At 59.4% G+C, this 23,381-nt stretch carries 23 protein-coding genes and 1 tRNA gene; 9 read left to right on the forward strand and 15 right to left on the reverse strand.

All coding sequences use genetic code 11. The features are described from left to right. Nucleotides 1-21 precede the first annotated feature (21 nt). On the forward strand, nucleotides 22-1,035 hold the full coding sequence (locus ABH15_RS03130) for a transcription initiation factor IIB (protein ID WP_128692896.1): 1,014 nt from the start codon (nucleotides 22-24) through the stop codon (nucleotides 1,033-1,035). A gap of 11 nt (nucleotides 1,036-1,046) precedes the next feature. After that, a tRNA-Ala gene (locus tag ABH15_RS03135) sits at nucleotides 1,047-1,118 on the forward strand. A gap of 261 nt (nucleotides 1,119-1,379) precedes the next feature. Here the strand turns inward: ABH15_RS03135 and ABH15_RS03140 are convergent. Further along, complete coding sequence (locus ABH15_RS03140; protein ID WP_128692897.1) at nucleotides 1,380-2,546, reverse strand: WD40 repeat domain-containing protein; 1,167 nt, start codon at nucleotides 2,544-2,546, stop codon at nucleotides 1,380-1,382. Between the two features lie 169 nt (nucleotides 2,547-2,715). On the opposite strand from ABH15_RS03140, the gene ABH15_RS03145 reads away from it, so the two are divergent. Next, nucleotides 2,716-3,150 (forward strand): C-GCAxxG-C-C family protein, encoded by a 435-nt coding sequence (locus ABH15_RS03145; protein ID WP_128692898.1) that lies wholly within the window; start codon nucleotides 2,716-2,718, stop codon nucleotides 3,148-3,150. A gap of 7 nt (nucleotides 3,151-3,157) precedes the next feature. On the opposite strand, the gene ABH15_RS03150 is transcribed toward ABH15_RS03145, so the two are convergent. The 3 genes from ABH15_RS03150 to ABH15_RS03160 form a co-directional block, all read right to left on the reverse strand. Further along, nucleotides 3,158-4,339 (reverse strand): aminotransferase-like domain-containing protein, encoded by a 1,182-nt coding sequence (locus ABH15_RS03150; RefSeq protein ID WP_128692899.1) that lies wholly within the window; start codon nucleotides 4,337-4,339, stop codon nucleotides 3,158-3,160. 112 nt (nucleotides 4,340-4,451) lie between these two features. After that, nucleotides 4,452-5,531 (reverse strand): acyltransferase family protein, encoded by a 1,080-nt coding sequence (locus ABH15_RS03155; protein WP_241647987.1) that lies wholly within the window; start codon nucleotides 5,529-5,531, stop codon nucleotides 4,452-4,454. 82 nt (nucleotides 5,532-5,613) lie between these two features. Further along, on the reverse strand, nucleotides 5,614-6,042 hold the full coding sequence (locus tag ABH15_RS03160) for a nuclear transport factor 2 family protein (RefSeq protein WP_128692901.1): 429 nt from the start codon (nucleotides 6,040-6,042) through the stop codon (nucleotides 5,614-5,616). 120 nt (nucleotides 6,043-6,162) lie between these two features. Here ABH15_RS03160 and ABH15_RS03165 point away from each other — a divergent pair, with 120 nt between their 5' ends. After that, nucleotides 6,163-6,954 (forward strand): YhfC family intramembrane metalloprotease, encoded by a 792-nt coding sequence (locus tag ABH15_RS03165; RefSeq protein ID WP_128692902.1) that lies wholly within the window; start codon nucleotides 6,163-6,165, stop codon nucleotides 6,952-6,954. Nucleotide 6,955: 1 nt separating this feature from the next. Here the strand turns inward: ABH15_RS03165 and thiL are convergent, their stop codons facing one another. Genes thiL through ABH15_RS03180 form a run of 3 tightly spaced genes read right to left on the reverse strand, consistent with a single transcriptional unit; the run spans nucleotide 6,956 to nucleotide 10,618 of the window. Further along, nucleotides 6,956-7,816, reverse strand: coding sequence for a thiamine-phosphate kinase (gene thiL / locus ABH15_RS03170; protein ID WP_241647988.1), 861 nt, complete (start codon nucleotides 7,814-7,816; stop codon nucleotides 6,956-6,958). Continuing rightward, complete coding sequence (locus ABH15_RS13950; RefSeq protein ID WP_128692904.1) at nucleotides 7,809-9,764, reverse strand: DUF460 domain-containing protein; 1,956 nt, start codon at nucleotides 9,762-9,764, stop codon at nucleotides 7,809-7,811. The genes thiL and ABH15_RS13950 overlap by 8 nt, the downstream gene beginning before the upstream one ends. After that, the gene (locus tag ABH15_RS03180) at nucleotides 9,761-10,618 is read right to left on the reverse strand and encodes an RIO1 family regulatory kinase/ATPase domain-containing protein (protein ID WP_128692905.1); all 858 of its coding nucleotides are present in this window, start codon (nucleotides 10,616-10,618) and stop codon (nucleotides 9,761-9,763) included. Before ABH15_RS03180 ends, ABH15_RS13950 begins: the two co-directional genes overlap by 4 nt. 35 nt (nucleotides 10,619-10,653) lie before the next feature. On the opposite strand from ABH15_RS03180, the gene ABH15_RS03185 reads away from it, so the two are divergent. Genes ABH15_RS03185 through ABH15_RS03195 form a run of 3 tightly spaced genes read left to right on the forward strand, consistent with a single transcriptional unit; the run spans nucleotide 10,654 to nucleotide 13,985 of the window. Next, nucleotides 10,654-11,571 (forward strand): tRNA(Ile)-lysidine synthase, encoded by a 918-nt coding sequence (locus ABH15_RS03185; protein ID WP_338323516.1) that lies wholly within the window; start codon nucleotides 10,654-10,656, stop codon nucleotides 11,569-11,571. Then, complete coding sequence (locus ABH15_RS03190; protein ID WP_128692906.1) at nucleotides 11,558-13,258, forward strand: potassium channel family protein; 1,701 nt, start codon at nucleotides 11,558-11,560, stop codon at nucleotides 13,256-13,258. The genes ABH15_RS03185 and ABH15_RS03190 overlap by 14 nt, the downstream gene beginning before the upstream one ends. 58 nt (nucleotides 13,259-13,316) lie before the next feature. Further along, nucleotides 13,317-13,985: a DUF3821 domain-containing protein gene (locus ABH15_RS03195; protein ID WP_241648014.1), complete on the forward strand. Its 669-nt coding sequence runs from the start codon at nucleotides 13,317-13,319 to the stop codon at nucleotides 13,983-13,985. An 8-nt stretch (nucleotides 13,986-13,993) separates the two neighbouring features. On the opposite strand, the gene ABH15_RS03200 is transcribed toward ABH15_RS03195, so the two are convergent. From ABH15_RS03200 to ABH15_RS03210, 3 genes are all read right to left on the reverse strand, one after another. Continuing rightward, the gene (locus ABH15_RS03200; protein WP_128692908.1) at nucleotides 13,994-14,536 is read right to left on the reverse strand and encodes a hypothetical protein; all 543 of its coding nucleotides are present in this window, start codon (nucleotides 14,534-14,536) and stop codon (nucleotides 13,994-13,996) included. A gap of 62 nt (nucleotides 14,537-14,598) precedes the next feature. Then, entirely contained in the window at nucleotides 14,599-15,318 is a 720-nt protein-coding gene (locus ABH15_RS03205) for a glucose-6-phosphate isomerase family protein (protein WP_128692909.1), read from the reverse strand. Then, nucleotides 15,315-16,598, reverse strand: a complete 1,284-nt coding sequence (locus ABH15_RS03210) for a COG1361 S-layer family protein (RefSeq protein WP_128692910.1) — start codon at nucleotides 16,596-16,598, stop codon at nucleotides 15,315-15,317. The genes ABH15_RS03205 and ABH15_RS03210 overlap by 4 nt, the downstream gene beginning before the upstream one ends. Before the next feature lie 64 nt (nucleotides 16,599-16,662). Here ABH15_RS03210 and ABH15_RS03215 point away from each other — a divergent pair, with 64 nt between their 5' ends. After that, nucleotides 16,663-17,454 (forward strand): TrmB family transcriptional regulator, encoded by a 792-nt coding sequence (locus tag ABH15_RS03215; RefSeq protein ID WP_128692911.1) that lies wholly within the window; start codon nucleotides 16,663-16,665, stop codon nucleotides 17,452-17,454. Here the strand turns inward: ABH15_RS03215 and ABH15_RS03220 are convergent. The 3 genes from ABH15_RS03220 to ABH15_RS03230 all read right to left on the reverse strand — a co-directional run bounded on the left by ABH15_RS03220 (nucleotide 17,448) and on the right by ABH15_RS03230 (nucleotide 19,495). Then, nucleotides 17,448-18,194 (reverse strand): DUF128 domain-containing protein, encoded by a 747-nt coding sequence (locus tag ABH15_RS03220; RefSeq protein WP_128692912.1) that lies wholly within the window; start codon nucleotides 18,192-18,194, stop codon nucleotides 17,448-17,450. The genes ABH15_RS03215 and ABH15_RS03220 overlap by 7 nt on opposite strands. 507 nt (nucleotides 18,195-18,701) lie before the next feature. After that, nucleotides 18,702-19,208, reverse strand: coding sequence for an IS5 family transposase (locus ABH15_RS03225; RefSeq protein ID WP_128692913.1), 507 nt, complete (start codon nucleotides 19,206-19,208; stop codon nucleotides 18,702-18,704). Further along, entirely contained in the window at nucleotides 19,136-19,495 is a 360-nt protein-coding gene (locus tag ABH15_RS03230) for a transposase (protein ID WP_128692914.1), read from the reverse strand. The genes ABH15_RS03225 and ABH15_RS03230 overlap by 73 nt, the downstream gene beginning before the upstream one ends. 109 nt (nucleotides 19,496-19,604) lie before the next feature. Between ABH15_RS03230 and ABH15_RS03235 the strand changes: the two genes are divergently transcribed. Then, nucleotides 19,605-20,363 carry a hypothetical protein gene (locus ABH15_RS03235; RefSeq protein ID WP_128692915.1) on the forward strand — a complete coding sequence of 253 codons (759 nt, stop codon included), beginning with the start codon at nucleotides 19,605-19,607 and terminating at the stop codon, nucleotides 20,361-20,363. Nucleotides 20,364-20,403: 40 nt separating this feature from the next. On the opposite strand, the gene ABH15_RS03240 is transcribed toward ABH15_RS03235, so the two are convergent. Continuing rightward, nucleotides 20,404-20,598, reverse strand: a complete 195-nt coding sequence (locus ABH15_RS03240; RefSeq protein ID WP_128692916.1) for a hypothetical protein — start codon at nucleotides 20,596-20,598, stop codon at nucleotides 20,404-20,406. 111 nt (nucleotides 20,599-20,709) lie between these two features. Next, complete coding sequence (locus ABH15_RS03245; protein ID WP_164913619.1) at nucleotides 20,710-23,214, reverse strand: P-loop NTPase fold protein; 2,505 nt, start codon at nucleotides 23,212-23,214, stop codon at nucleotides 20,710-20,712. Between the last annotated feature and the right edge of the window lie 167 nt (nucleotides 23,215-23,381).

Below are 23,381 nucleotides of genomic sequence, written 5' to 3' on the forward strand. Positions count from 1 at the left end.
GCAAAATAGGAGAAATCATCCATGACTGAAGTTGAAAAGCTGAAACAGCTGCAGTTGCAGCGTGAGGCCCTGAAGAAGAGAGGGGAGCAGCAGATAAAGGAGAAGGAGAAGAAGCGCACCGAAGAGACCGTCCAGTCGACCTGTCCCGAATGCGGTAGCCGCCAGCTCGTCCACGACTATGAGCGTGCGGAGCTTGTCTGCCAGAACTGCGGTCTCGTCCTCGATGAAGAGTTCATCGACCGCGGCCCTGAGTGGCGTGCCTTCGACCACGACCAGCGCATGAAGCGTTCCCGTGTCGGTGCGCCGATGACCTTCACGATCCACGACAAGGGTCTCTCGACGATGATCGACTGGCGGAACCGCGACTCGTACGGCCGTGCTATCTCCAGCAAGAACCGTGCCCAGCTCTACCGTCTCCGCAAGTGGCAGCGGCGTATCCGGGTCTCGAACGCAACCGAGCGGAACCTCGCGTTCGCGCTTTCCGAACTCGACCGGATGGCGTCGGCACTCGGTCTTCCCCGGAACGTCCGCGAGACCGCTGCGGTCGTCTACCGTGACGCCGTGGACAAGAACCTTATCCGCGGGCGGAGTATCGAGGGCGTCGCTGCGGCGGCCCTGTATGCGGCATGCCGGCAGTGCAGCGTTCCCCGGACGCTCGACGAGATCGCCGAGGTATCCCGGGTCTCGAGAAAAGAGATCGGCAGGACGTACCGGTTCATCTCCCGCGAGCTCGGATTAAAACTCCTCCCGACGTCGCCGATCGATTATGTGCCGCGCTTCTGCTCCGGTCTGAACCTCAAGGGTGAGGTGCAGAGCCGTGCCGTCGAGATCCTCCGACAGGCAGGAGAACGTGAATTAACGAGCGGCAGAGGGCCAACCGGGGTTGCAGCGGCCGCGATTTATATCTCGTCGATCCTCGGCGGAGAGCGCCGGACCCAGCGCGAGGTGGCCGAGGTTGCAGGGGTAACCGAGGTCACCATCAGGAACAGATATAAGGAACTGGCAGAAAAATTAGATATCGAGATCATACTCTGATCTCTTTTCTCGGGCTTGTAGATCAGGGGTAGATCGTTACGTTCGCAACGTAAAGGCCGCGGGTTCAAATCCCGCCAAGTCCACTTTTCCTGTATCTCCATTCTGCATTGTCACTTCGCGACCGTCAGGTCGCGCCGGGGTTTCGAAAGGGGCGGCGCCCCTTCGGTGCGCAAGAGTAAAGGCCGCGGGTTCAAATCCCGCCAAGTCCATTTCTTGTATCTCCATTCTGCATTGTCACTTCGCGACCGTCAGGTCGCGTCGGGGTTTCGAAAGGGGCAAAGCCCCTTCGGTGCGGAAAACTTCGCCGCCACCCGACGTTTTTCCAAAAAAAGAAGAGTCTCGGTTTATCGCTTCTTCATCCGTCCTGCCGCCCAGACGCCAATGCATGCCGCCGCGCCGATGAGCGCCGTCTCTCCTCCCGCCGTCGGGGTCGGGGTGGGCGTCGCTGTCGTCTCTTCAGGCGCTGGCGTTGCCGGCGTCGTTGGCACCGGTTCTTGCGCCGTTGCAAAGATCAGCGTGCTGTTCCCTGCCGCGACGGCGAGGGTATCCCCTGCGCTGCTGAGCGCCACCTCATTCACGGGTGCGCCTGCCGGGAAGGTCCAGTTTGTACGGCTCCGGGTGTCGATGAAGGCGATCGTACCGTTGGCCGTCCCCGCCGCAACGGCACTCCCGGTCCGGGAGATCGCAACTGTTCCGACGTCGCCGTCCATCCGCTCGGAGAAGATCAGATCCTCCCCGGCACGGAAGAACTGGAGATTGCCGCCCCGGTTTCCGACGGCCACGTAGCGGCCGTCACGGGAGAGCGCGAGAGCGAGGATAGGTGTGCCGGTGACCTTCAGCCAGGGAAGCCCCCCCTGACGGCTGTAGACGTAGAGGTTGTCGTCGTAGCTCCCCGCCGCGATTACCGTCCCGTCCGCCGAGATGCCGACCTCCGGGACGGCGCCGAGTGCAAGGTTCTCCCAGAAGATATTGCCGCGCCGCCCGATCAGCGTTATCCTCCCGTTGTTGGTTCCCGCCGCGATATATTGGCCGTCCTCCGAGATAGCGACGGACAGAATGGTATCGCCCGTCGAGACGTTCCAGAGCGTATCCCCGAGGTAGGTGTAGAGGTGCACCCGGGTGCTCCCTGCCGCAATGTACTGACCGCTCTCGGTGACGGCAACCGAAGAGACCGGTGCTTCGGTGTTCTTCGTCCAGATCGGGTTCCCGTTCTCGTCGAGGAGCGTCACGGTGCCGTTTTCCGTCCCGACAGCGGTGTAGGCACCGGTAGTGGATACGGCGATCGCACTCACGTTCTCGCCGCCGGGGTGCGTCCATCTGCTCTCCCCGCTCTCGTTCAGGCCGATGACCTCACCCCCGGCGGTTCCGGCGACGATGTACCGGCCGTCACCCGCCACCGCCACCGCCGTGACGCTGGTGTTCGCCGCCGTCTCCACCTCTGCCGCTACGGCCTGGATCAGGCAGACGGCGAGCAGGAGACCTGCAAGCATCAGTATGTGATTTCCCTTCATTCTTCTTCCCCCATATACTCTGCCGAACCCTCCCGGCGACGGGAGGGACAAACAGTCTGCTGATTCCCCGCCGCTCTATAAAAAGCATTGTATGGCATGCGATACAGGGGGCATCTTCGCTCTGGAGGGTGCAAAGGTATAACGCTCCCGTATGCCTACTGTCAGAACTATGAGCAGAGCGGATGATGCGGTCTCCCGGTTTTTGGAGGGTTCCAGTTGTGCACAGGCGGTAACCTCGGTCTTCGCTCCCGATCTCGGGCTTACCGAGGAGCAGGCGCTCCGGGTCTCGGCGGGCTTCGGGGGCGGCATGGGTCAGACCGGCGGGGTATGCGGTGTGGTCTCCGCGGGGATCATCGTCCTCGGGCTTCGCTACGGGAGCGGTGTAGCGGGGGATAAAGAGGGGCGGGCAAAAATCTACGCCGTCGTGGCGGAGTTCATCGACCGGTTCAGGGAGCGGCACGGCGCGATCGACTGCCCCGCCCTCCTCGGGTGCGATCTCTCCGTGCCGGAGGAGCGGAAGCGGGCGCGGGAGCAGAACCTCACCAGGGACGTCTGCCCGGAGTACGTCCGCGATGCAGTGGAGATCCTCGAAGATCTTCTCTAACTCTTTTTTACCCGACGAGGCGGCGGATCGCCTTTCCGAGCCGGTCTATCCCCTCGACGATCATCGCTTCGCTCGCGTTTGAGAAGTTCAGGCGCATGGCGGTATCGCCGCCGCCGTCGACGTAGAACGCCCGGCCAGGCACGAACGCGACGTTCTCGCAGAGCGCGAGCTCGAGGAGTGTTGTCGTCGAGCAGCCGTCCGGGAGCGTGACCCAGAGGAACATCCCGCCCTCGGGCTTCGTGACCGAGATATCTGCCGGGAACGACTCCCCGATGCAGGAGAGCATCAGATCGCGCCGTGCCCGGTACTCCCCGACGATGCGCTCGATATGGGCATCGAGGTCGTTCTCCTCCAGGTAGCGGGTGATGATCCGCTGGGCGAGGACGTTCGAGTGGAGGTCGGATGCCTGCTTTGCGACGTTCACCTGCTCGATGATCTCCCGTGGCGCAGAGATCCACCCCATCCGCAGCCCCGGCGTGACGATCTTCGAGAACGATCCGGTGATGATCGTCTTCTCCGGAAGGTACGTCCGAAGCGACGGGAGGCTCTTTCCGTCGAACCGGAGTTCGCCGTAGGCATCGTCCTCGACGAAGAGGGTCTCCGTGCCGGCGAGGATATCGGCGATCGCCCGCCGCTTCGCGTCGGAGTACGTGACACCCGATGGGTTCTGGGCGTTCGGGACGCCGTAGAAGAACCGGGACGGGTGCTTCCCGAGCACGCTTGCGAGTTCCTCCGTATCGGGCCCGTCGTTCCCGAGCGCGACGGTATGGAACTCCGGTTCGTAGAGGGAGAATGCCTGAATGGCGCCGAGGTAGCCCGGCCGCTCGATCAGAACCGGGTCGCCCGCATCAAGGAGCACCTTTCCGATGAGGTCGAGGCACTGCTGCGACCCGTTCGTGATCAGGATCTCGTCCGGGTCGACGGAGAGGCTGAGCCTTTCCTTGTAACGGTCGGCGATGAAGGTGCGGAGCGGCAGGTACCCCTCGGTCGTGCTGTATTGGAGGGCGGACTCTCCCGCGTGCTTCATGACGTACTCGGCGGCCGCCCTGAGTTCCTCGACGGCGAAGAGTGAGGGGCTCGGAAGCCCTCCGGCGAACGAGATGACCTCGGGCCGTTCGGTCGTCTTCAGGATATCGCGGATGAACGATCGCGGGGTCGTCTGCATCCGGGAAGCAAAGTGGTATGGCATGGTCTGGTTTCTCCTCCGGGGCACCAGGGGTATTCTATTCTCCGGGCGGTGCGTGGTAGAGAATTTTTGCTCTTATCCGGGATAATAGATGCAGGAGAGGAGGGTTTCGGGGTTACCGTTTCCCCGCTATCCGGTCGCCGCCCGCGAGGCCGCCCGAGAGGAGCGTCTCCACGCGGAGCCGGTACGCCCTGGCGAGTGCCGAAGGCGGTGTGTTCTTCAGCCCGAGCGCCCGCCGCTCGACGAGGTTCCAGGAGAGGTATGCGAGCGGGAAGGTCATCGCAAACGAGAGGACGGCGAGCACCGGTGCCGCGACTGCGTCCTGCGTCGCCTGGATCACCGCCTGCTGAAGGGGATAGTGGTAGATGTACATCCCGTAGGAGAAGTCGCCCGCCCGCCCGAAGCCGCTGAGGAACGGGATCGGAAGGTGGGCAAAGTACAGCGTCAGGTACGGAATGCAGAGCACTCCTGCGGCGGTGACATACGGCGTTGCGATGGCGAGGAGAAGCACGGCGAGGAGCACTCCTGCTATCCGGACATCGTAGACGATCCGCTCCCGGTGGAGGTAGAGGTAGGCACCGACGAGGAAGTAGAGCGTGAACCGCACTTTCCCGAGGCTCGGGTCGGCGTACCAGGGCAGCCAGATGAGGAGGTTTACGAGGATCAGCCCGGGGACGACGCCCCGCCGGCTTAAAAGGCCGGTCACGCCGCAGATCGCGACGATGCCGTACATGAAGACTTCGACCGGGATCGTCCAGAGCGAGCTGTTCACATTCGTCACGGGGTTGCCCTGAAAAAGGCCGATAATCGCACCGTTCTCGAAGAACGGCGCCGAAACGAGACCCTGCCACGAGAAGAGCGATGCGTAGTACCCGGACAACGGGAGGGTCGTCATCAACGGGCCGATGATGAAGAGCGTGATGAAGACCATCGGTACGAGGGCGGGAACCACCCGCAGAAACCGTTTCCAGATAAACCTGCCCGGTGATGAGGTTGTCTCCCAGCTGGCCGTGATCAGGTAGCCGCTGGTGACGAAGAGCGCGGCGAGCGCGGCACACCCAACCATGAGAACCGGGTCGTCCGGCCGGATCCGGGCGTAGCCGAGCGAGAGCGAGTATGCGTGAGCGACGATCACAACCGCTGCGGCGGCAAACCGGAGCGCATCGAAGTTGTTCTCGTGCCTGCCCGGGTTCATACGCATACCGGTTTCCCTTCAGTGCATATACATCTCTCTCCCCGACCCGGGGCGCGGCAACCCCGGAAAAATAGTGTCGGTTTTAGTCGGTTGCCGGGAACGACTCGCCTTCTTCCTGTTCCGCGCACGGCAGCGAGAAGTGGGTGAGTGTGCAGAGCCAGGTTTCGCCCTCGCGCCTGAAGACGGCGGTCATCCTCCCTTCGAGCGGTTCGCTCTTCCCCTCGAACGTCGGGGTGATCGTGCACCGTGCGGCGGTCCAGGCGACGTCTCCCGTTCCCGCGACCCGGATATCCTCAAACTCCATCGAGAGCGCGTCGCACTGGATGAAGTCCCGCTCGAGCCCGAGCCGGTACTCCTCGGGGTCGGTGCAGACCTCGTCCGATCCCGACCCGAAGGCCATGAACTCCGGAGCGGTCAGCGCGAGCACCGCATCGGGGTCGCGGCGGCTGTATGCGGCGCCGTACTCTTTCAGTCTCTCTTTAACCGTCTCGTTCGATTTTTCGTCAAGCATAAGGGCATCCCTCTCCCGGAGAGATGGATCTTTCCGCGCTTAACTGTTTCCAATTTGTAAGGTGATCCGGATGACCCCGTCGTGCATACTTCAAATACATGGAGGACAGTAACCAACCGTATGGACCCGCTTGTCGTTGCCACGTTTGCGTTCGTCGTCTTCCTCGAGTTCGCCGTTCCCCTGGGGCTCGGATGGTGGATAGCCCGCCGGTTCGGGGTGTCCTGGAAGATATTCGGGTACGGCGCCCTCTTCTTCGTCCTCGTGCAGGTATTCCACACGCCCCTTGTTCTCGTCACCCAGGGGCCGCTCACCCTCTATCTGCTCGAGATACTGCAAGACCCGACGCTCGTCCTTGCCGTTCTCGCCGTTTACCTCGGCCTGCTTGCAGGGCTCTTCGAGGAGACGGGCCGCTACCTCGTCTTCCGGTATCTCTTTCCCCGCCGGGGAATTTCGCTCGTGCGGGAGAACGGGCTGATGTTCGGTGCCGGGTGGGGCGGTATCGAGAGCATGATCGTCGGCGGTCTTGTCTTCACGACGTTGCTCTCCTATATCGCCCTCACCTCGGGGGAGATGGCGTTCCTCCCGGCCGACCCTGCCGTCCAGCAGCAGGTCGCCGCCCTCCTCGCCCTGACGCCCCTCGATATCCTGCCGGGGCTCTTTGAGCGTATCATGACCATCACGCTCCATATTGCCTGGACGATGATGGTGCTGGCGTCGATCGTCCTCGCCCGGCCGGCCCTCCTGATGCTGGCCATTCTCTGGCATGCCGCCGTCGATGCCGCGGTGGTCTTCCTCGGGCAGACGTCGGGGATACTCATTGCAGAGGCGTCGCTCTTCGTCTTCGCAGTAATCGGGATCGCCTACATCTGGTGGGAGTGGAAGCGGCTCGGCGGGCATCAGGCGGCGGCCTGATTCACCACCGGTGCTGGTAGCCCCGCCGCTCGAGCACCCGGCCGCTGGCGAGCACGACCGGTTCTGCAGTAACCCTGCCGATGATCGTAGCCTCCACATCCGGGACGGGGAGCAGCTCTTTCGGGCAGGTGAAGAGGAGTTCGAAGTCCCCGCCGCCGTGGAGGGCGAGCTCGCGTGCCTCCCCTTCCGGCACCCCGGCCGGGAGCGGGAGGCGATCTGTATCGATGGCGAATCCGCACCCGTTTGCCGCCACCATATCGTAGAGCGAGAGGGCGAGGCCGTCGGAGATATCCATCATCGCCGTCGCCCCCGCCCTGCCGAGCGCTATCCCCTCGCGAAGACGCGGCTGCGGTTCGAGGAGCGCCTGCCGGTGCTGACCGTAGCCCTCGAGCGCCGCCTGCGCTTCGCCGAGCGTGCCGGTTATCGCGACGACGTCGCCCGGCCGCGCCCCTTTCCGGCGGACGAGGTGCTCCGGCGCGACGTGCCCGAGACCGGTACTGACGATCGTGAGTTCCCGGTGAGCGTCGAGGTCGCCGCCGGCGAGCTCCGCGCCGTAGGTCGTGCAGCAGTCGTTCGCGCCCTCCATGATCGAAAGGAGCCGTTCCGGGTCGTCGAGCCCGACGGCGAGGAGTACGGCGGTGGGGCTTGCACCCATGGCGGCGATATCCGAGAGGGTGACCGCGACCGACATCCAGCCGATCTGCCACCCCGTCATCCCGCACGGAAAATCGGTGGTCTCGTGGAGCATATCCGTCGTCGCGACGAGGTATTCCCCGCCGTGGGGAAGGACGGCGCAGTCGTCGAGCGTCTGTGCATGTCCAATGACCGCCTGCACCCGGGTCAGCAGGTCGCGGTCATCCACCGCGCCGCACCTCCTTTTCGCGTTCGCTCCGGTATTCCTTGAAGAGGTATTCGACCCGTTCCGCCTCCTGCTCGCGGCGGAACTGCTTCTGCTCCTCTTCCCAGTCCCGGATCGCTTCTTCGAGCGCATCCGTCTTCACCGCCCCGGTCTTCCCCCGGATATCAGCCGCTACCTTCCGGTCAGGGACGAGCGGCAGATCCGCCTCGCGGAACGCCGCGACGAGCTGGGGGTCGGGCTCCCCGGGAGTCTCCTTCCCGGCGATCACCGCCTGCACCCCGGCCGTGGCGAGATCCTTGACGACCGCCCGCCCCCATCCGGCCGTCCGGCGGGCGTAGAGGATGTCCCCCTCGCCGATACCGATCTCCTCTGATAGAGCCCTGACCGCGTCCCGGGTGAGGGCGTCGAGCACCTTGACCGGCGTCCCGTCCTCTGCGTGCTCCACCTCCGCGATCGTCCGGAGCCTATCGAGCCTCTTCTTGAGCCTCCTGCCGTGCCTCTTTTCGTTCCGGAGCTGCTGGCGCAGGCTCTCGATGATCGCGTCCTTCGTCGCGAGTTCGGCGTCTTTCCGGAGTTTCTTCTCGGTGGCCGACCGCTCCCTGCGAATACCCGCTCGGAGCCGTTCGATCTCCGTATCCCGGCTTTTGAGGTCTTCCTGGAGATCGGCCACGTAGCCGCGGAGCCTCTTGACCATTCCGTCGAGGGTGATCACCCGTTCGTCCTCGACCTTCCGCTCGACGATCGTCGCCGGTGCCGCTTCTTCGGCCGGCGCCGGGACGCCCTGCATATCGGCGAGCACCTGGTCGAGCGCCTGGCCACGGAGGACGCGGGCTCGCACCTCGTCGAGATCGACGCCCGGCGGCACCCTCTTAGCGATGTTCCGGAACTTGTTCTTGTTGCTCCGGTAGGCGTCGAGCGCCGCCGAGAGAGCGTCGCGTTCGTGGTCGTTCGTGTAGGAGAACGGCGCCGTCAGGTCGTACTTGGTCTCGACGGCGAGCGACTGCCGCGGCGTATAGGGGATGGCGTTGAAGGCGCGGCGGATCTTCTCGACCGAGTAGGGCATCTGCTGGACGTCCGAGGCGACGATCAGGGGTTTTCCTGCCCTGTAGAGTTCCTCGACGATATCGGACATCGTCATCTGGCGGGAGCTTGAGAGGTGGATGAGATTCCCGTCGAGGTCGACGGCGGCGATCCCGGTCGTGGTGCCGGGGTCGAGACCGACGATGAGGTAGCGGGGGCGACCGCTGCGCTGTTCGTAGCGTATCCGGTCGAGCCGTCGCCCCGCCACCCTGACCTGCACGTCGGCGCCGCGGTAGGTGTGCACCGGCACCATGTCGCGGGGAGCGTGGACGGTGAAGGCGACCCGGGAGAACCCGCCGAAGGCTTTCGTCTCCTTCTTCTCGTAGCGGAGCCCGGCTCCTTTGAGCTGCTGCTCGATCTCGCGGGATTTCTGCATGACCCCGCCGTGGATCTTCCGGGCATAGCGGTTCTGGCTCCACCCTCCCCTGCCGGGCGAACGGTGGCGGCTCACGACGATATCGGTGGTGTTCTCAAAGGCGATCACCTCGACGCCGGCGCCGAGCCCTGCGACCTGGGCGATGGTGCGGGCTTCTGCGTAGGGATCGAGTTTATTGAAACTGATATTGTATCGGGATGCGACTTTCGGGAGGGACTCTTTCCGCTCGCCCCCGGTCACCTGCACGAGACGGGTTCTCGGCGGGAGCGACTGGAGAAACTCGAAGAGTTCGTGCTGGTCGGTCGCGATCTCCTGGATGCTGTCGACGGCGAGGATATCGGGCTCCTCCGCGTCGAGCAGGCGGCGGAGGCGAAAGAGCGTCACCTCCGTAACGTCGGTGATCTCACCGTCTTCCATCCGGTAAAGGGCGAAAAGCGGTCGCTGCGACCGCGAGCGGACCGATCCTTTGATGACGTCGATCCCGAAGATCCTCAACCGATCACCTTGTCCACCGCGTCGTTGAGGGAGTAGTCGATCTGGTACTTCCGCCTGAAGTGCTGGAGGAGGTTCCCGACGTCCCGTATGAGAATCTCGTGTGCGTTCGGGTGCGACGCCTCCATCCACTGCGGCCAGTCGATCAGCCAGCACTGCTCCTCCGCGACCATGACGTTGTACTCGGAGAGGTCGGCGTGGACGATGCCGAGGCGGTACGCCTCCCTGACGTTATGCAGGATCTCGTCGAGCACCTCACGCGGCTCTTCGAGAACCGCCTGGGAGAGGTTCACCCCGGGAACGAAGGACATCGCCACCACGTGCCGGTTCCGGTCGATCGGGAGCGGCACCGAGACGGCGGGGTGGAGGGCCGTGAGCGCCTCGTACTCCATCTTCGCCGAGAGGTTCGAGGCGAATATCCAGGGGCAGTGCCCGGACTCGGGCATGTAGCTGCGCTTGAGCCGGGCCGACTGGAACGAGCGCTGCCCGACGCGGTGGAACTTGAGCACGAGGACGCCGAGCCCCATCGCTTCGTAGACCTCCGACTCTTTCCCGACTCCGATCAGGGTGCCGAGCGCCTGAACCGTCCCTTTGCGGGTCAGGCTCGAGAGAGCGAGGGTATCGTAGCCGTTGAAGACCAGGGCGTAGCCCTCGTAGGGCACCTTCTCATACCGCACCATACCCATCTCCATCAGCCTCCCGATGCGGTAGGCGAGTTCGCCCTCCGAGAGTTTTGTGGCTGATTTCAGGATATCGAGCGGAACCCACTCGTGCCATCGCATCAGGCGCTCGAGTGCACGCAGTATGGACTGTTCATAGGGATGTAACGATCGTACGTGTTCTGCAGGAACGGGCATGGTCACCACCATTTATGTGTTCGGGTGATAAAAGTGTGATTGGGACGACCGAGATGCAGTGCACGAAATGCCGCAGGGACGCGATTGTGTATCAACGATACTCGGGGCTGCACCTCTGCGAGCACCATTTCGTCCTCGATCTCGAGGCGAAGGCCAAGCGGGCGATCCGGAAACACCGCTGGATCGATTCGGGGGATTCGGTGGGAGTCGCCCTCTCGGGGGACCTGGCGAGCAGTGCCGTTCTCTTCTTCATGCACCGCCTGCTCCACAAACGGCGGGATATCATTCTCACGGCGATCACCGTCGACGAGGGGATAGCCGGTTATCGCGACCCCGGCCGGGCGGAGGCGATCGCCCGGACGATCGGGGCTCCTCTGGTGACCGCCTCGTTCGCCGACGCGTACGGGATCACCCTCGACGAGTTCGCCCGCCGGAAAGGGCGTGCCTCCGCCTGCTCCGCCTGCCGGGTGCTCCGGGAAAACCTGCTGAACCGGGTTGCCCGGGAGCACGGCGTCACGAAACTCGTTTTCGGAACCACCCTGGACGACGGAGCGGTGTCGGTGCTCGCGGACGTCTTCCGGGGAGATGCGGAGAGTTTCCGCCGTCCGGCGCTGCCGGTTCCGGGGACGGTGCCGCGGATCCGGCCGTTTATGGATATTCCCGGGGAGGAGGTGAGCCTCTACGCCGCCCTGCACCTCGACGGGTTCGACCTCGCCGAATGCCCGTACGCCGGGAATGCTTTCCGGGAAGATGTCCGGAGTTTGCTTGACGAGTACGCCTCCCGCCACCCGGCCACAAAGAACGCCCTCGTGAATCTCGGTGAGGAGCTCTCGGGGGCGCTCGCGGCAGGGGCAGGGCCGACCCGGATCTGCGAGCGGTGCGGCGAGCCGTCGGGGGAGACCTGCCGGTGCTGTCGGATCCTCGACGAAGCGAGGGGGTATGAGGGGGCGTAGCCTTCTCTGGCGGCTGGCGAACGCTCCGTCGCGGCTCCGGATACGCTTCTACCTCGTCCTGTTTGCGGCACAGATCATCATCTACACCGTCCTCTACCATACTTTCTATCCGCAGTGGGAAGGCCGGCCCCTCACCTGGTTCGACGCCCTGCTCTTCGTCCTCGAGACCGTCACGACGACCGGGTACGGCGAGCAGCTCCCGTTCCGGAACGAAGCGACGGTCGTCTTCGCCATCGTCGTGATGCTGACCGGCGTGGTCATGATCTTCATGTTCATCCCGCTGCTGCTCGCACCCTATCTCACCACGATCATCCGGGCCGCGCCTCCCCGGCGGACGCCCTACCCGCTCGACGGGCACGTCGTCATCGTCGGCTACTCCGAACTCGTCCGGTCGCTCGTCGACAGCCTGATGATAGCGGATCTCGATATCGTCGTCGTCGTCGAGGACGAGGCGGTCGCCCGGGACCTCGACTCCCGGTACCGCCCCGAGGTCTACGTCGTCTGGGGGGCCTACGCAGAGCCGTCGACGTGGCGGCAGGTCTCCATTGAGAACGCCTCGACGGTCATCGTCACCGAGCGGGAGCGCACCACCGCGTCGGTGATCCTCGGGATACGGGACATGACCGCCGCCCGGATCATCGCTATCGTCGACGACCTCGCCTTCGACCGCTATCTCCGCTATGCCGGCGCCGAGTACGTCCTCTCGCCCAAGAATTCGACCGGGAGGATCCTCGCCCGGCACGCCGTACTGAGGCCGGTCGTCGAGACGATCTACGAGGCGATCCGCCTGGAAGGGACGGATATCTACGGGACGGGAACCGACCGGTCGCTCCAGTTGGTCAAGGTTCCGATCATGAGCGGTTCGCCCGCTGCAGGGAAAAGCCTCCGCGAGCTGGCGCTCGTCGAGACCTATGGGGTGGAGGTGCTCTTTTTCTGGAAGGGCGGGCGGTTTGTCCCCATCCCGAAGGCTGACGATGTCATCGATACCTCCACCATGCTCTTCGTCCTCGGGCCGGCCGCCGCCATATCCGAGATGATCGACCGCGAGTTCGCTCACGACGGAGGCCGCGATTCGCTCGCCGTGGTCGCGGGGTTCGGCGATGTCGGCAGAGCGGCGTACAGAGAACTCGCATCCTCCGGCATAGCGAGTATCGTGGTGGATCAGAAGCCCTACGATGTGACCGAGGTCGTCGGGAACGTCGAGGACGAAGGGGTGCTCCGGGCTGCCCGGATCGAGGGTGCCCGGTTCTGCGTGGTGGCGGTCAACGACGACGACGTCAATATCTTCACGACGCTTATGGCGCGGAACTTAAACCCTTCCTTACGGATTCTTGCACGGGCGAACGAGCCGTCTTCGGTCGATAAACTCTACCGGGCGGGTGCGGATTACGTCACCCTGCTGCCGGCGATCGGCGGGCAGGTGATCGCCGGGATCATCCTCTCGGAGATAGCCGGCATCCTCCTCGATCTCCCGGACGGGCAGAAGGTGGTGATGAAGCACCGGATGCGGGATACCTCGACGACGGTTGGGGCGGTGGAGGTGCATAGCGGCGTCCGGATCGTCGGGATCGAAGGAGCCGGCCGTTCGGTGATCCGCCCGCAGTCGGAGGATCTTATCCTCCCGGACGATACGGTGATCGCCTTCGGCAGGAACGAGACGCTGAAACGGTTCATCCGCCTGATGTAACGGCAGTCCGGCTGCACGCTTAAATACTTTGATCGCCCCCGGACGGTCGGTGAGTACGATGCGTTCGTTCGTCTGTTTACTCCTCTGTCTCTTTCTTGCGGCTGCTCTCGCTCTCCCGGCGGCGGGAGCGGACGGCGGCGGCAGGGTCGTTCAAAGCGGGGATACTATCTATATCGGTGAGGAGGACCTCGATCTCACACCCCTCTTTGCGGGGTCTCCGCCGTCTCCTGCCGGTATGAACCGGCTGGTGCACTCCGGCGATCCCGAGAATATCATCGACGTGCCGGACCCGGGCAGGTTCGATCTCACCCCGGTCGCCGTCGGCGGCGTCACCGGGAGCTACGCCGTCCTGCCGCAGGGCGGCGCTCCAGGCCGGCAGGTGGCCGTGGCCGAACCGCTCCGCCTCCGCGTTGTTTCGAACGGGTCGCCGTCGGAGTCGGTGAACGGGATGGTTCTGACAGAGAACCGGACGATCGATCTCGTCCTGGTGCATAATCTATCGGGAGTATCCGCCCGGATCGATCTCGTCGGGCCGGAGGGTGGCCTCCTCCCCTCCTTCGGCGGGGTGAACCTGACGGCGATCCCGGTCACGGCGAGCCCGGTCGTCATCGGCGGCATCGATCTTGCCGGAGTGCCGCCCGGGTTCTATGCTGCCCGGGCGAGGGTACCGTCCCCGAATGCGACGTATCTCTCGAACACCGTCGTTGTCGGGGTGGTTCCCTCCTAGAGGCTATGCTAGAGTTTGAGGTTTGCCATCGCTGCGATCTCCTGCGCCATCCCGATCGTCGCGGGGCCGTCGGCCGAGAGATAGTCGACGATGACGACGATCGTTCCCTTCCGGAAACCGACCTGTGCCGCCTCCCGGTGCTGCCACCCGTAGCCCTCGTCCGGGATGGCGAGGTCGAACGTCCGGTAGCCCGACCGTTCCCGGGCGGCGGTATACCCGGCGCAGGCGCTCTCCTCGCCGCCGTAGAGCGTCGTCACGATAGTGACCGCATCTCCGTCCTCGTTGACGAACCCGGCCGTGCAGGTTTTGTCCTCGTAGAGAATGGTATCCGTGTCCCACGTCGCCGCCATATCCTGTGCGGTGACGATGAACCCTTCGATCGACTCGACGGCTGCGGGGTCGAGGGTGACCGGAAGCGTTACATCCGCCGGAACCGTGATCTGCGGCAGTGACCGGTCGCCCATGGGAGCGGTCGCCGTGCAGCCCGATGCGCCGAGCGTGCAGACAAGGAGAATGAGTAAGAGAGAAGCCGTGACGGCTCTGTTCTTCATAGAGAGCGTGCGCACGCCCCTATAATAAAGGGGAGCAAACCGACGCCGCCGGAAAAAGAATGTTACCGGGGTACCGGGTAGTTGGTCAGCTCGGCAAAGATCTCCATGAACTGCTCCGGGTGGTTTAAGAATGCGACCGACCGTGCCCGCCCGACGAGGTCGTAGAGGGGTGTCGTCCGGTCGATGGAGAGTTCCCGTACCTCGATGGGCGGCAGGTGCCTGACCGGTGCTGCGTGGGGGTATTTCGGGTTTTTGACGAGCGCCCCGCCCTCCATCTCGTAGTAAGCCGCTCCGTTCCGGTCGACGTAGGGCTGGTAGTCGCTCGCGAACGCGGTCGAGACCAGGTTCGACATGACCAGCACCTTCGATCCGGGGTTGATGGTCACGTGCCCGTATCCGGGTGGGATCAGGACTTTATCGCCCGCGGAGGCTTCGATCATGATAACGTCGCCCGCGTCACGGGTCTGGAGGAGGTAGTGGCCTCTCCCCTGGAGCACTTCGTAGATCTCGGGGTAGCCGAGTCCTGCCGGGTTGTCGGGGTGGAGGTGGCCTTTGGTCTTGACGTACTCCCCGCAGAGGGTGCCGGGAGGGATGGCGGTGATATCGTAGCTGATACGCTGTTCTTCAAGCCACCGCCGGTCGTCGTCGGACTTTGCCAGGTGACGGTACATATAATAGAGGGGGTGATTGGCGGTGCAGGTCCGATCTGCAAGCACCTGCCGCATATCGTCTATCGTCCGCACCTGTGCCTCCGGGAGCGGACCGTCCCAGTACCCGTTCATCTCTGTTTCTTACGGTACACCAGTATATAATACCCTCCACCGAGGATAATTGCGGCGAGAACGGCGAGAACGACGGGGTTCGTGACGAGTGAGCCGGTCTTCTGGGCGAGGTCGACCTGCACCTTCATGGTATCGGAGATCCGGCTGCTGCCGAGGGCGTCACGGTAGCGGATCTCGGAGTCGAGGCCGTAGGCCTTGAGGGTGGCGTCGGCGTCGACGTTCATCTCGAACCGTGCGGTTCCTTCCGCCCCGGGTGCGAGGTCGCCGAGGTAGGCGGTGTCGTCGTTGCTGGTGAAGGGGTCGATGGCGCTGATCCGTGCCTGTGCGTTGTAGACGGTGGCGGCGCCGGTGTTTTTGTAGACGACTTCAAGGACGCTCTTCTCGCCGGGGTAGAGGACGGCGCCCGAGGAGACGACCGCGAAGTCGGTCTTGCCGCCGACCGGGATGCCGAGGGTGACGGTCTTTGAGGTCGCGGCGTCGCCGTCCGAGTCGGTGTAGGTGACGAGGACGTCGAGCGGGTAGGTCTGCGCCTCGGCGTCGGTGGTGACGGCGGCCTTGAAGGTCACGTCGACGGTCTCGCCGGGGGCGAAGTCGCCGAGGTAGGCGGCGGCGTCGGTCGGGACGACCGGGCTCGTGCCGCTCCGGGCGATCCGGGCGACGGCACCCTGTGCGGTCTCGTACCCGGCGTTCTTCAGGGTCAGGTGGACGTAGCCTTCGGTGCCGACGTTGAGGTCGTCGGTCGTGACCGCGAGCACTTCAACCCGGAGGTCGGGGGTGATCGTGACCGCGAGCGGGAGCACCTCGGTCTTCTCCTCGTAGAAGTACTGGATGCTGTCGCTGCCGTACTGCTCGGCGGAACTGAGGTAGGTGTAGGTCACGGTGAGCGGGAGGTTGTATGTCCCGGGAGCGGCGCCTTCAGCGACTTTGACGGTGAAGGTGGCGGTGGCGCTCTTGCCGCCGGCGATGTCGCCGAGGAACTGCGGGTCGGTCTTGACGGTGACCGGGGCGGCGTCGGCGCCGAGCGCGGCGGTGACGAGTTTCGCCGTGTTCGGCAGGTCGTCGCGGGCGACCGCGGTCGGGTCGACGAACTTGAACGTATTCAGCCCGCTGTTCTTCAGGGCGACCGCAAGCGCGATCTCCTGCCCGGGGGTGAACTCGTTGGTGCCGGCGATCGAGGCCGAGAGGGTCGGGCTTCCGTAGAGGTATTTATCGGCGGCCAGAGCCGGACCGGTCAGGGCAGCTACCATGAGGGCTGCTACCAGGATATGCTGTATTCTCATCAGATCACCTGTGTTGTTTCTTGCGGAACAACATTTATTTCCCGTCATTATATATACATATGGGATGAGCGAGCCTAGGGACATTCCTGCAGATATTATCGAATCTCTCAAATCACTGGGGCTTACCAAGTACGAGGCCCTTGTCTATATCGGGCTCCTCAAGGTTGCCGGCGCTACGGCGACCGAGATCCACGAAATCTCGGGCGTGCCCCGCGCATCGGTCTATCCGGTTCTCGATCGGCTGATGCAGAAGGGTCTTGTCAGCGTCTCGCATACCACGCCCCGGCGGTTCAACGCGACGCCGCCCGACGAGGGGGTAGGAACGCTGATGCACCGGATCGAGGAGGATGCGGCGGCCGCCCGCGAAGCGCTCGTCGCGATCTACCAGGCGAAGCACGAGGATGACCGGGGCGACCAGGAACTGATCTGGAGCCTGTACGGGCAGGAGAATATTGTCGCCCGTCTTGCCGAGGCCTTCCGGAACGCGAAACGGAGCATCTCCATGGTCGTCAACAACGATCTCCTGGCGGACGCGATCCTTCCCCTTCTCCTATCGTGCCCGAATCCTGTCGCCGTCGAGGTTGTCACCGACGCCTGTGTGGGCGAGGTGCCGGACGGGATGGTGGTTCACGTCCACCACCACTGTATGAAGTCCGGGAACTGCGGGCATGCTGAGAAGAGGATGCCGCTTGAGAACGCGGGCGTCTTTATTGTCGACGGTGAAAAAGTGCTTGTCTGGATGGGCTCGGCCGGTGAGGCGCCTTCCGCCCTCTACTCCGAATCCGCCGGGTTCGTGCAGTTCTTCAACCGCTACTGGACGAATATCCGGGACTGGATGGCGCTCGGCGATCAGTAGTCGTCGAGGTAGCCCATCTCGTCGATATCGATCAGCCCTTTGAGCGCACGGGTGACGACCCAGCGCCCCGCCTCTTTTATCGCCGCCATGGCGTTGGTGCCGCCGACCATCGTCACGCCGAGGTACTGCGGGCTGACCGGGACGCCGAGGAGCGGGACGTTCGGGGCGCCGACGTCGAGGATGCCGGAAAACCCGCTGGCGGTGAGTTCGTCGAGGACGGTTCCGACGAGCGGTTCGGCCTCCATGTGGCATTCGCGCATGTTCGCGAGGATATTCCCGCTGCCGTGCTTCATGACGCTCCGGATGGAGGTGATGTCCTGGGAGATGAGCACCTCAAGGGGATCGAGCGTCGTGTCCTTGTAGAGGAGCATGCTGATGAACCGGCGCGGTTCGTGCCGGTCGATCTCGACCACGCCGCCGCCGATGGGGTTGAGCGGCACGCCGCGCTGGAGCAGCAGGGCGTCGAGGGTGATGCTGCACATGGTGCAGATCGCGTGGGCGTGGTCGGGGACGGTGTAGTCCCCTATATCTTCGCCGGGCTCCGCGACCCGGATCCGGTCGCTGACCATGAGCCCGGTTCGGTGGGCGTCTTTGAGCATCGCAAGCGCAAAGGAGAGGTCGTCCTCTTTGATGAGCGAGAGGTTGTAGATGATCTTCCCGGTGTTCTCCTCGGGGTTGTAGGTCACCTGGAGGGCGTACTCCTCGATGCGGTGGTTGGTGAATTTCAGCGGTTCTTTCATCGGCACGGCTCCTTCATTGCGCGGGAGAGGGATCTTCCGCAGGGAAGGGTTGTAGTTTATTTTCTTCCCCGAGGGAAAAAGGGTAGCTGATCGGAGGTGGGGGGTGGATGTGTTCGGGTGCGGGATGGTTGGGGTGGTGGTTGGCCGTTCTTGCAGGGGTCTTCGTCGCCTGTTCGTCGTTTCTTTGGCGAACGGCTTGGTCACGGGGAGAGGGTATGCTTTTTGTATTGCCACTGCAACATGATACTTTAAGGAAGCGATTTCGGCAATGGATGTTCCCACGAAGTAGTTGAAAAAGAAACCATCACATTTTGGAGCCCTACAAAATGGAATGTTGGCTTGATGCGAAAGTCGTAGCAGGCGAATTTTAAACGAGACCGGAAGCCATCATCTATTGCCTGACAGCCGGGATGGTGAGAGAAGAGCAGCCGGAGATCGACCTCGAGAAGATGAAGCAGGATATCGTCGATAGCGTCTCGAAGGAGATTGCGAGAGATCTGATTGAGGTCATCCCATAACTCTCCAGAGCATCATTGCACATGCCAGGTAGATGAGTCCCAAGAATGAGTATTCATATCGCTCATATCGTGGAACGACCTTCTTAAATGCCTCTATCCAGCTGAAAAATCGTTCAACAGCACTGCGCTTTTTATACAATTCCGGATCAAACCAGAATGGCCTTCCCCGCTTGGGATATTTCCTTGATCTTCGATTCACGGGAATATTGCTCCTGATTCTTCGTTCTCGATTGTACTGGCGAATCTCCCGGGAATCGTAAGCTGCATCTGCCGAGATGATAGTGGGATGATCTTGGACGTCTGGAATCGTGAATGCTTCGAGAGTTGGTTCGTAGAGTCGTGAATCGTGGATATTTGCTGGGAAAACGGTGCAGGCGAGGGGAAGACCATTCTGATCGACCAAAGCGCTCAGTTTACTCCCTTTTACTTTCTTATAGCCATCATAACCGGTCGATCCCCCTTTTTTGCTTGAATATCCTTGGTATCCGTCGAACAGTGCCCTAAATCGATTTTCTGAAGGATATAGCCGGCGCGGAGAAGGTCAAGGAAAATGTCCTGATAGATGCCGTGCTCAGCAAGATAGAGGTGAAAGCGGTGTACCGTCGATTTCGTGCCGTATTGCCGAGGAACATCGCTCCAGGTACAGCCGGTGGTCAGGACAAAGAGAATACCGTTGAACATGGCACGATGGTCGGTTCGCGGACGTCCAATATGGGGTTTCTGAGCGGGGAGATGCGGCTCGATGATTGCCCAGAGATCATCGTCGATTTCCCGGAAGGCCATACACCTCGGGTTTTATTCAAGAGGCCTTATAATTATGGGATATCCTCATTGATAAACTGATCAAAAAAGAGAGCAGCGCTTGATATTAGCGTTCCCAAACGGTAGTGCTATGACAACCAATGACAAACTTGAGAAGTCATTAGGGATACTAGTTGAACCCGCAATTTTAATTGCGGTGATCACGAGTGGACTCTATTGTATTGCTCGTGTTTATACTGATAGTTATTTTCATCGATTGAGTCTAGATCCTGGTATTCTCTCTTTTTCATCTGAGGATTATTTTCAATTTGGGTTCGTTCCGCTCGTTTTAACAATTATTTTAGTGGCAGCTTATATTTTTGTACTAGAGATTCAAGAAAATAGCAGAACTATTGTCTTTTTGTCAAACATACCTTTTTTACTATACTACATTGCCGGACTTTTCTTTTTGACCCAAATATCCCTATTTCATTGGAAACCACTTCCAATTGCCTTGCTTTTAATTTTCATTGCCTCTTTTGTAGCTTACTTTTACTTTTCAATGATAAGTCAGGCTTTTTTTTCAAATACATGGCAGCAAAGTAATTTTGGGAAATTAAGGGTGTTGTACATTCTTATTGTACTAGCAATTTTAATTGTTGCTTCGTTTGGTACATTTTATGCGGCTCAGAATGTTGAAGGGAATTTGCCAAATACTATTGTCATTGGATTCGAGGCGCAAAATGGATCATTCCGACCTCTCCAAGAGTATTCTGAATTTGTCTTAATCTCTTATCACAGCGGAAACTATTACGTTACTCCAAGACTGGAACATGCCCCTCCCGATCCAAGAGTATATGTGATACCAGAGAGGGAAGTTGAAATAGTAATCCTAAAATGCCTCAAATAACAATCGGAAAGCAAATTCCTGCATCCACTTCAGTTGCAGCTTAATCTCCCGTTTCACCCAGACCGCGTAGACCGGCACCCCCCACACCCAGCACTGCAGCACAGACCGCCGGGTACCATGTCGGGCCGGAGAGGCAGTACTGCCCGATGGCCATCGAGACCGCCGGGATGCCGAGCCCCGGGACGAGGATGGAGACCCAGAGCTTTCGGGTGATGGTTATCTGCCGGTCCGTCACGATGGAGGATTGCGGCGGAGAGGGGAAATGGGTTGTGGATTGGTTTGGAAGTTAAGATTGAATTATTAATTGAATGTATCTATTTGCATATATGCTAAATAGTGATATTCCTCAGCTTCCCGGTCCCTCGGTAATGATGATGTAATCTATGACACGGATATCCATCTCTAAACATTCTACCTCAATATCATACCGATTTGAAGCAAGCCCCGAAATATCGAATAAGCATTCCCATTGATTGTTCTCTCCGCCTTCTTTAACTTTGACAGTTGCTGTCATGCCAGAGAATCTGTTACGCTGTTTTTTCAAATGAGGGGAATAATCCATGTTTTGTACTTTTACAAGAAGCTCTGTGCCAATGGCTAAATTTGTCTCTCCCCTCAATGTTACTATGCTCATTTGACTCTTATCTACCCTTTTGTCCTCAAATTGATCAATTGAAAGCCAGGGTTTTTCCACAATAAAAGTTAGTTTTGTATAAATATCGCTACACTGGGGGCTTGTTAGGAAATCAATCAAAGCAAGAGCAGATCCTTTTGGGTCATTATTTAAAATCTGATGCGAATCCGTTGGATCATATCGAGATTTTATGTACCCGGATTCTTCAAAGACATCCGGTTCTGAGTTCGTGTTTGGATGTTGAATTATAACAAAATAAGTACCCGGATTCATTGCACGTGTTTTCGCACCACCTAGAGTGTATTGGTATTCGCCACTAGATCTAACGCCAACTGGGTCTCTGATTGCACAATATGGTCCAAATGTCCATACGTAGATTTGAGAAGGGTTGCCTTCAGCGGTACCAGTTATCCTTATTGCATTTCCCTGCGCTACTGCTGATGCACTAAGTGAACCTGTAATATAGGGGACTCTTATAACCAACGATTGTGTAGAATAAGTAGGACGCTTTTGATAATCGACATGGAGCTGCTCTTTATCATATGGCTGGGAAACAGCATAGATTGTGTAAGTTCCTCCCGTTAGATGTTTGGCGATGGTGGATGTTTCCCACTTATATTCCCAAGTCTGATCATTACCCACAGGAATTCTAGTGAAAGTATCCTCATTGCCGTGAATTACAGGGTCAGTTAAGTTTTCAAGGCTTGTTCCTGCCGGCGGAAGATTTGGTCCAATAATAAACAGATATAGAGTGTTACTTGCCGTGCACGTGCCTGTAATTGATAATTCTTCTCCGGTAAACGCTACACCAGTTCCGGAAATGGTTATGGTGAGGCTCATGTACGTGTTCTCTTCTGTGCCATTGCCGCTTTGCTTGTCGCTTTTTGGTGAAGAAAAGTTCTCAGATGCTACCGTACTTAGAAAAATGCATTTTCCAAGATTGAAGTCTGTGAAAATCTTATCACCGGTTCGCAAAATCAGTTGGGTCTTGCCATCGCTCTTGAAACTATTAAATAGTGTATGGATATTTTCTGGCAATCTGGACAACACATCTGCATCCTTGCCTTCAGCTTCTCTTGCATACTCTTGCAAATATAGGAGGAGGTCGAAATTTGATTTTATTTCGCGTACGAATGGCTCTGAGTAAAAGTTCAGAAGAACCCACTTTATTAGTATTTCTTTTTCGATGCCATTCCCAAGAGCAGACATTAAGCTTAAAGTATTGAAAAACCGCTTGATTTCTCTTGGGTTGCTATCCAGTCCATTTACAATTAATTCTTCATATTCTTGAATTAATTCTCCAACCAACAACTCTTTTTCAATAAAATCCTTAACGCCTTGCCTTGATATTGCGGGGAGATTGAATTCTAATTGAATCATTTTTTTAATATATTCTCTTCCTGAAAAACTGTGACCACCTTCAAGCCCAAGCTGTTTATAACGTGAATCTACCGCCCTTGATATCAGGTTGATGTCCATTCCTAGAACAAAAACACACCCTTTTTGGTCGAAAAATAAATTTATCGATTCTAAAATGTTTGTGACCACGCCTGGGGGACACCGATCAAGGTCGTCAATAAATATTACGAGAACACCATCGCGGTCGTCAAAATCACCGTCATCGTATTCTTCACCACAGATGTATCGCCTTAGAACACATCGTAAATATCTGCTAAACTCATTGTAAAAAGAGGGATTTTCTTTATATATCGGCTTCTTGACCCATTTTTCATAGTTAGGGCTGAGTCCTGAAAGGGATCCCATTCCGCTGAAAATTCCGATAGCGGATAGTGAAGTACTGACAAAGTCTTGGATTACCACTTCGGTTCTAACGCGATCCGTGTCTATGAGTTCGTGGATCCATCTTTCCGTTTTCTTAAAGAAATCTCCTGTCTCAAGTCGGTCGCAATTATTTGAAAGTTGCTCATGAATTTCAAGTGATAATGCGGCGAGAAGTACGTCGGTTTCGGGATATTTCCATGCGTTAAACCATACTGTTCTGATTTTCCTGTAATCATCGTCGCCTTTTTTACATCTATTAATCAACTCTTCACGGAGGGTTTTCATCAGCGAGGTTTTCCCAGTTCCCCATCGTCCATTTACTGCTATAGAGAAAGGAGTTTCATTATCTTTATTCAGTATGATTTCCGAAATTCCCTCGATATATCTTTCAAAATTAAAGTGTTTTGCTCCTTTTGTGGGGCTATCTGAATACATATTGATATTTGACACAGTACGGTCGCGGTTTTGATTCATTTTGCGTCACATCCAACGTAGTTTGATGCCTATGGTTGAAAGTCAGACCCTCGGGGTAATGCCGGTTACCTCCCGGCTCTAGTCTGTCACGATGGAGGATTGCGGCGGGGAGGGGAAAAGGATTGCTA

Origin of the sequence: Methanoculleus taiwanensis, assembly GCF_004102725.1 — an archaeon.
GTDB classification, from domain to species: domain Archaea; phylum Halobacteriota; class Methanomicrobia; order Methanomicrobiales; family Methanoculleaceae; genus Methanoculleus_A; species Methanoculleus_A taiwanensis.

What these genes read in the sequence shown, in the direction of transcription:
- ABH15_RS03220 (WP_128692912.1), bottom strand. Translation starts at nt 18,194, where the DNA reads ATGAAAGAACCGCTGAAATTCACCAACCACCGCATCGAGGAGTACGCC.
- ABH15_RS03195 (WP_241648014.1), top strand. Translation starts at nt 13,317, where the DNA reads ATGCGTTCGTTCGTCTGTTTACTCCTCTGTCTCTTTCTTGCGGCTGCT.
- ABH15_RS03155 (WP_241647987.1), bottom strand. Translation starts at nt 5,531, where the DNA reads ATGAACCCGGGCAGGCACGAGAACAACTTCGATGCGCTCCGGTTTGCC.
- ABH15_RS03145 (WP_128692898.1), top strand. Translation starts at nt 2,716, where the DNA reads ATGAGCAGAGCGGATGATGCGGTCTCCCGGTTTTTGGAGGGTTCCAGT.
- ABH15_RS03245 (WP_164913619.1), bottom strand. Translation starts at nt 23,214, where the DNA reads ATGTATTCAGATAGCCCCACAAAAGGAGCAAAACACTTTAATTTTGAA.
- ABH15_RS03165 (WP_128692902.1), top strand. Translation starts at nt 6,163, where the DNA reads ATGGACCCGCTTGTCGTTGCCACGTTTGCGTTCGTCGTCTTCCTCGAG.
- ABH15_RS03210 (WP_128692910.1), bottom strand. Translation starts at nt 16,598, where the DNA reads ATGAGAATACAGCATATCCTGGTAGCAGCCCTCATGGTAGCTGCCCTG.
- ABH15_RS03150 (WP_128692899.1), bottom strand. Translation starts at nt 4,339, where the DNA reads ATGCCATACCACTTTGCTTCCCGGATGCAGACGACCCCGCGATCGTTC.
- ABH15_RS03140 (WP_128692897.1), bottom strand. Translation starts at nt 2,546, where the DNA reads ATGAAGGGAAATCACATACTGATGCTTGCAGGTCTCCTGCTCGCCGTC.
- ABH15_RS03180 (WP_128692905.1), bottom strand. Translation starts at nt 10,618, where the DNA reads ATGCCCGTTCCTGCAGAACACGTACGATCGTTACATCCCTATGAACAG.
- ABH15_RS03190 (WP_128692906.1), top strand. Translation starts at nt 11,558, where the DNA reads ATGAGGGGGCGTAGCCTTCTCTGGCGGCTGGCGAACGCTCCGTCGCGG.
- ABH15_RS03230 (WP_128692914.1), bottom strand. Translation starts at nt 19,495, where the DNA reads ATGGCCTTCCGGGAAATCGACGATGATCTCTGGGCAATCATCGAGCCG.
- ABH15_RS03215 (WP_128692911.1), top strand. Translation starts at nt 16,663, where the DNA reads ATGAGCGAGCCTAGGGACATTCCTGCAGATATTATCGAATCTCTCAAA.
- ABH15_RS03200 (WP_128692908.1), bottom strand. Translation starts at nt 14,536, where the DNA reads ATGAAGAACAGAGCCGTCACGGCTTCTCTCTTACTCATTCTCCTTGTC.
- ABH15_RS03160 (WP_128692901.1), bottom strand. Translation starts at nt 6,042, where the DNA reads ATGCTTGACGAAAAATCGAACGAGACGGTTAAAGAGAGACTGAAAGAG.
- ABH15_RS03205 (WP_128692909.1), bottom strand. Translation starts at nt 15,318, where the DNA reads ATGAACGGGTACTGGGACGGTCCGCTCCCGGAGGCACAGGTGCGGACG.
- ABH15_RS03235 (WP_128692915.1), top strand. Translation starts at nt 19,605, where the DNA reads ATGACAACCAATGACAAACTTGAGAAGTCATTAGGGATACTAGTTGAA.
- ABH15_RS03130 (WP_128692896.1), top strand. Translation starts at nt 22, where the DNA reads ATGACTGAAGTTGAAAAGCTGAAACAGCTGCAGTTGCAGCGTGAGGCC.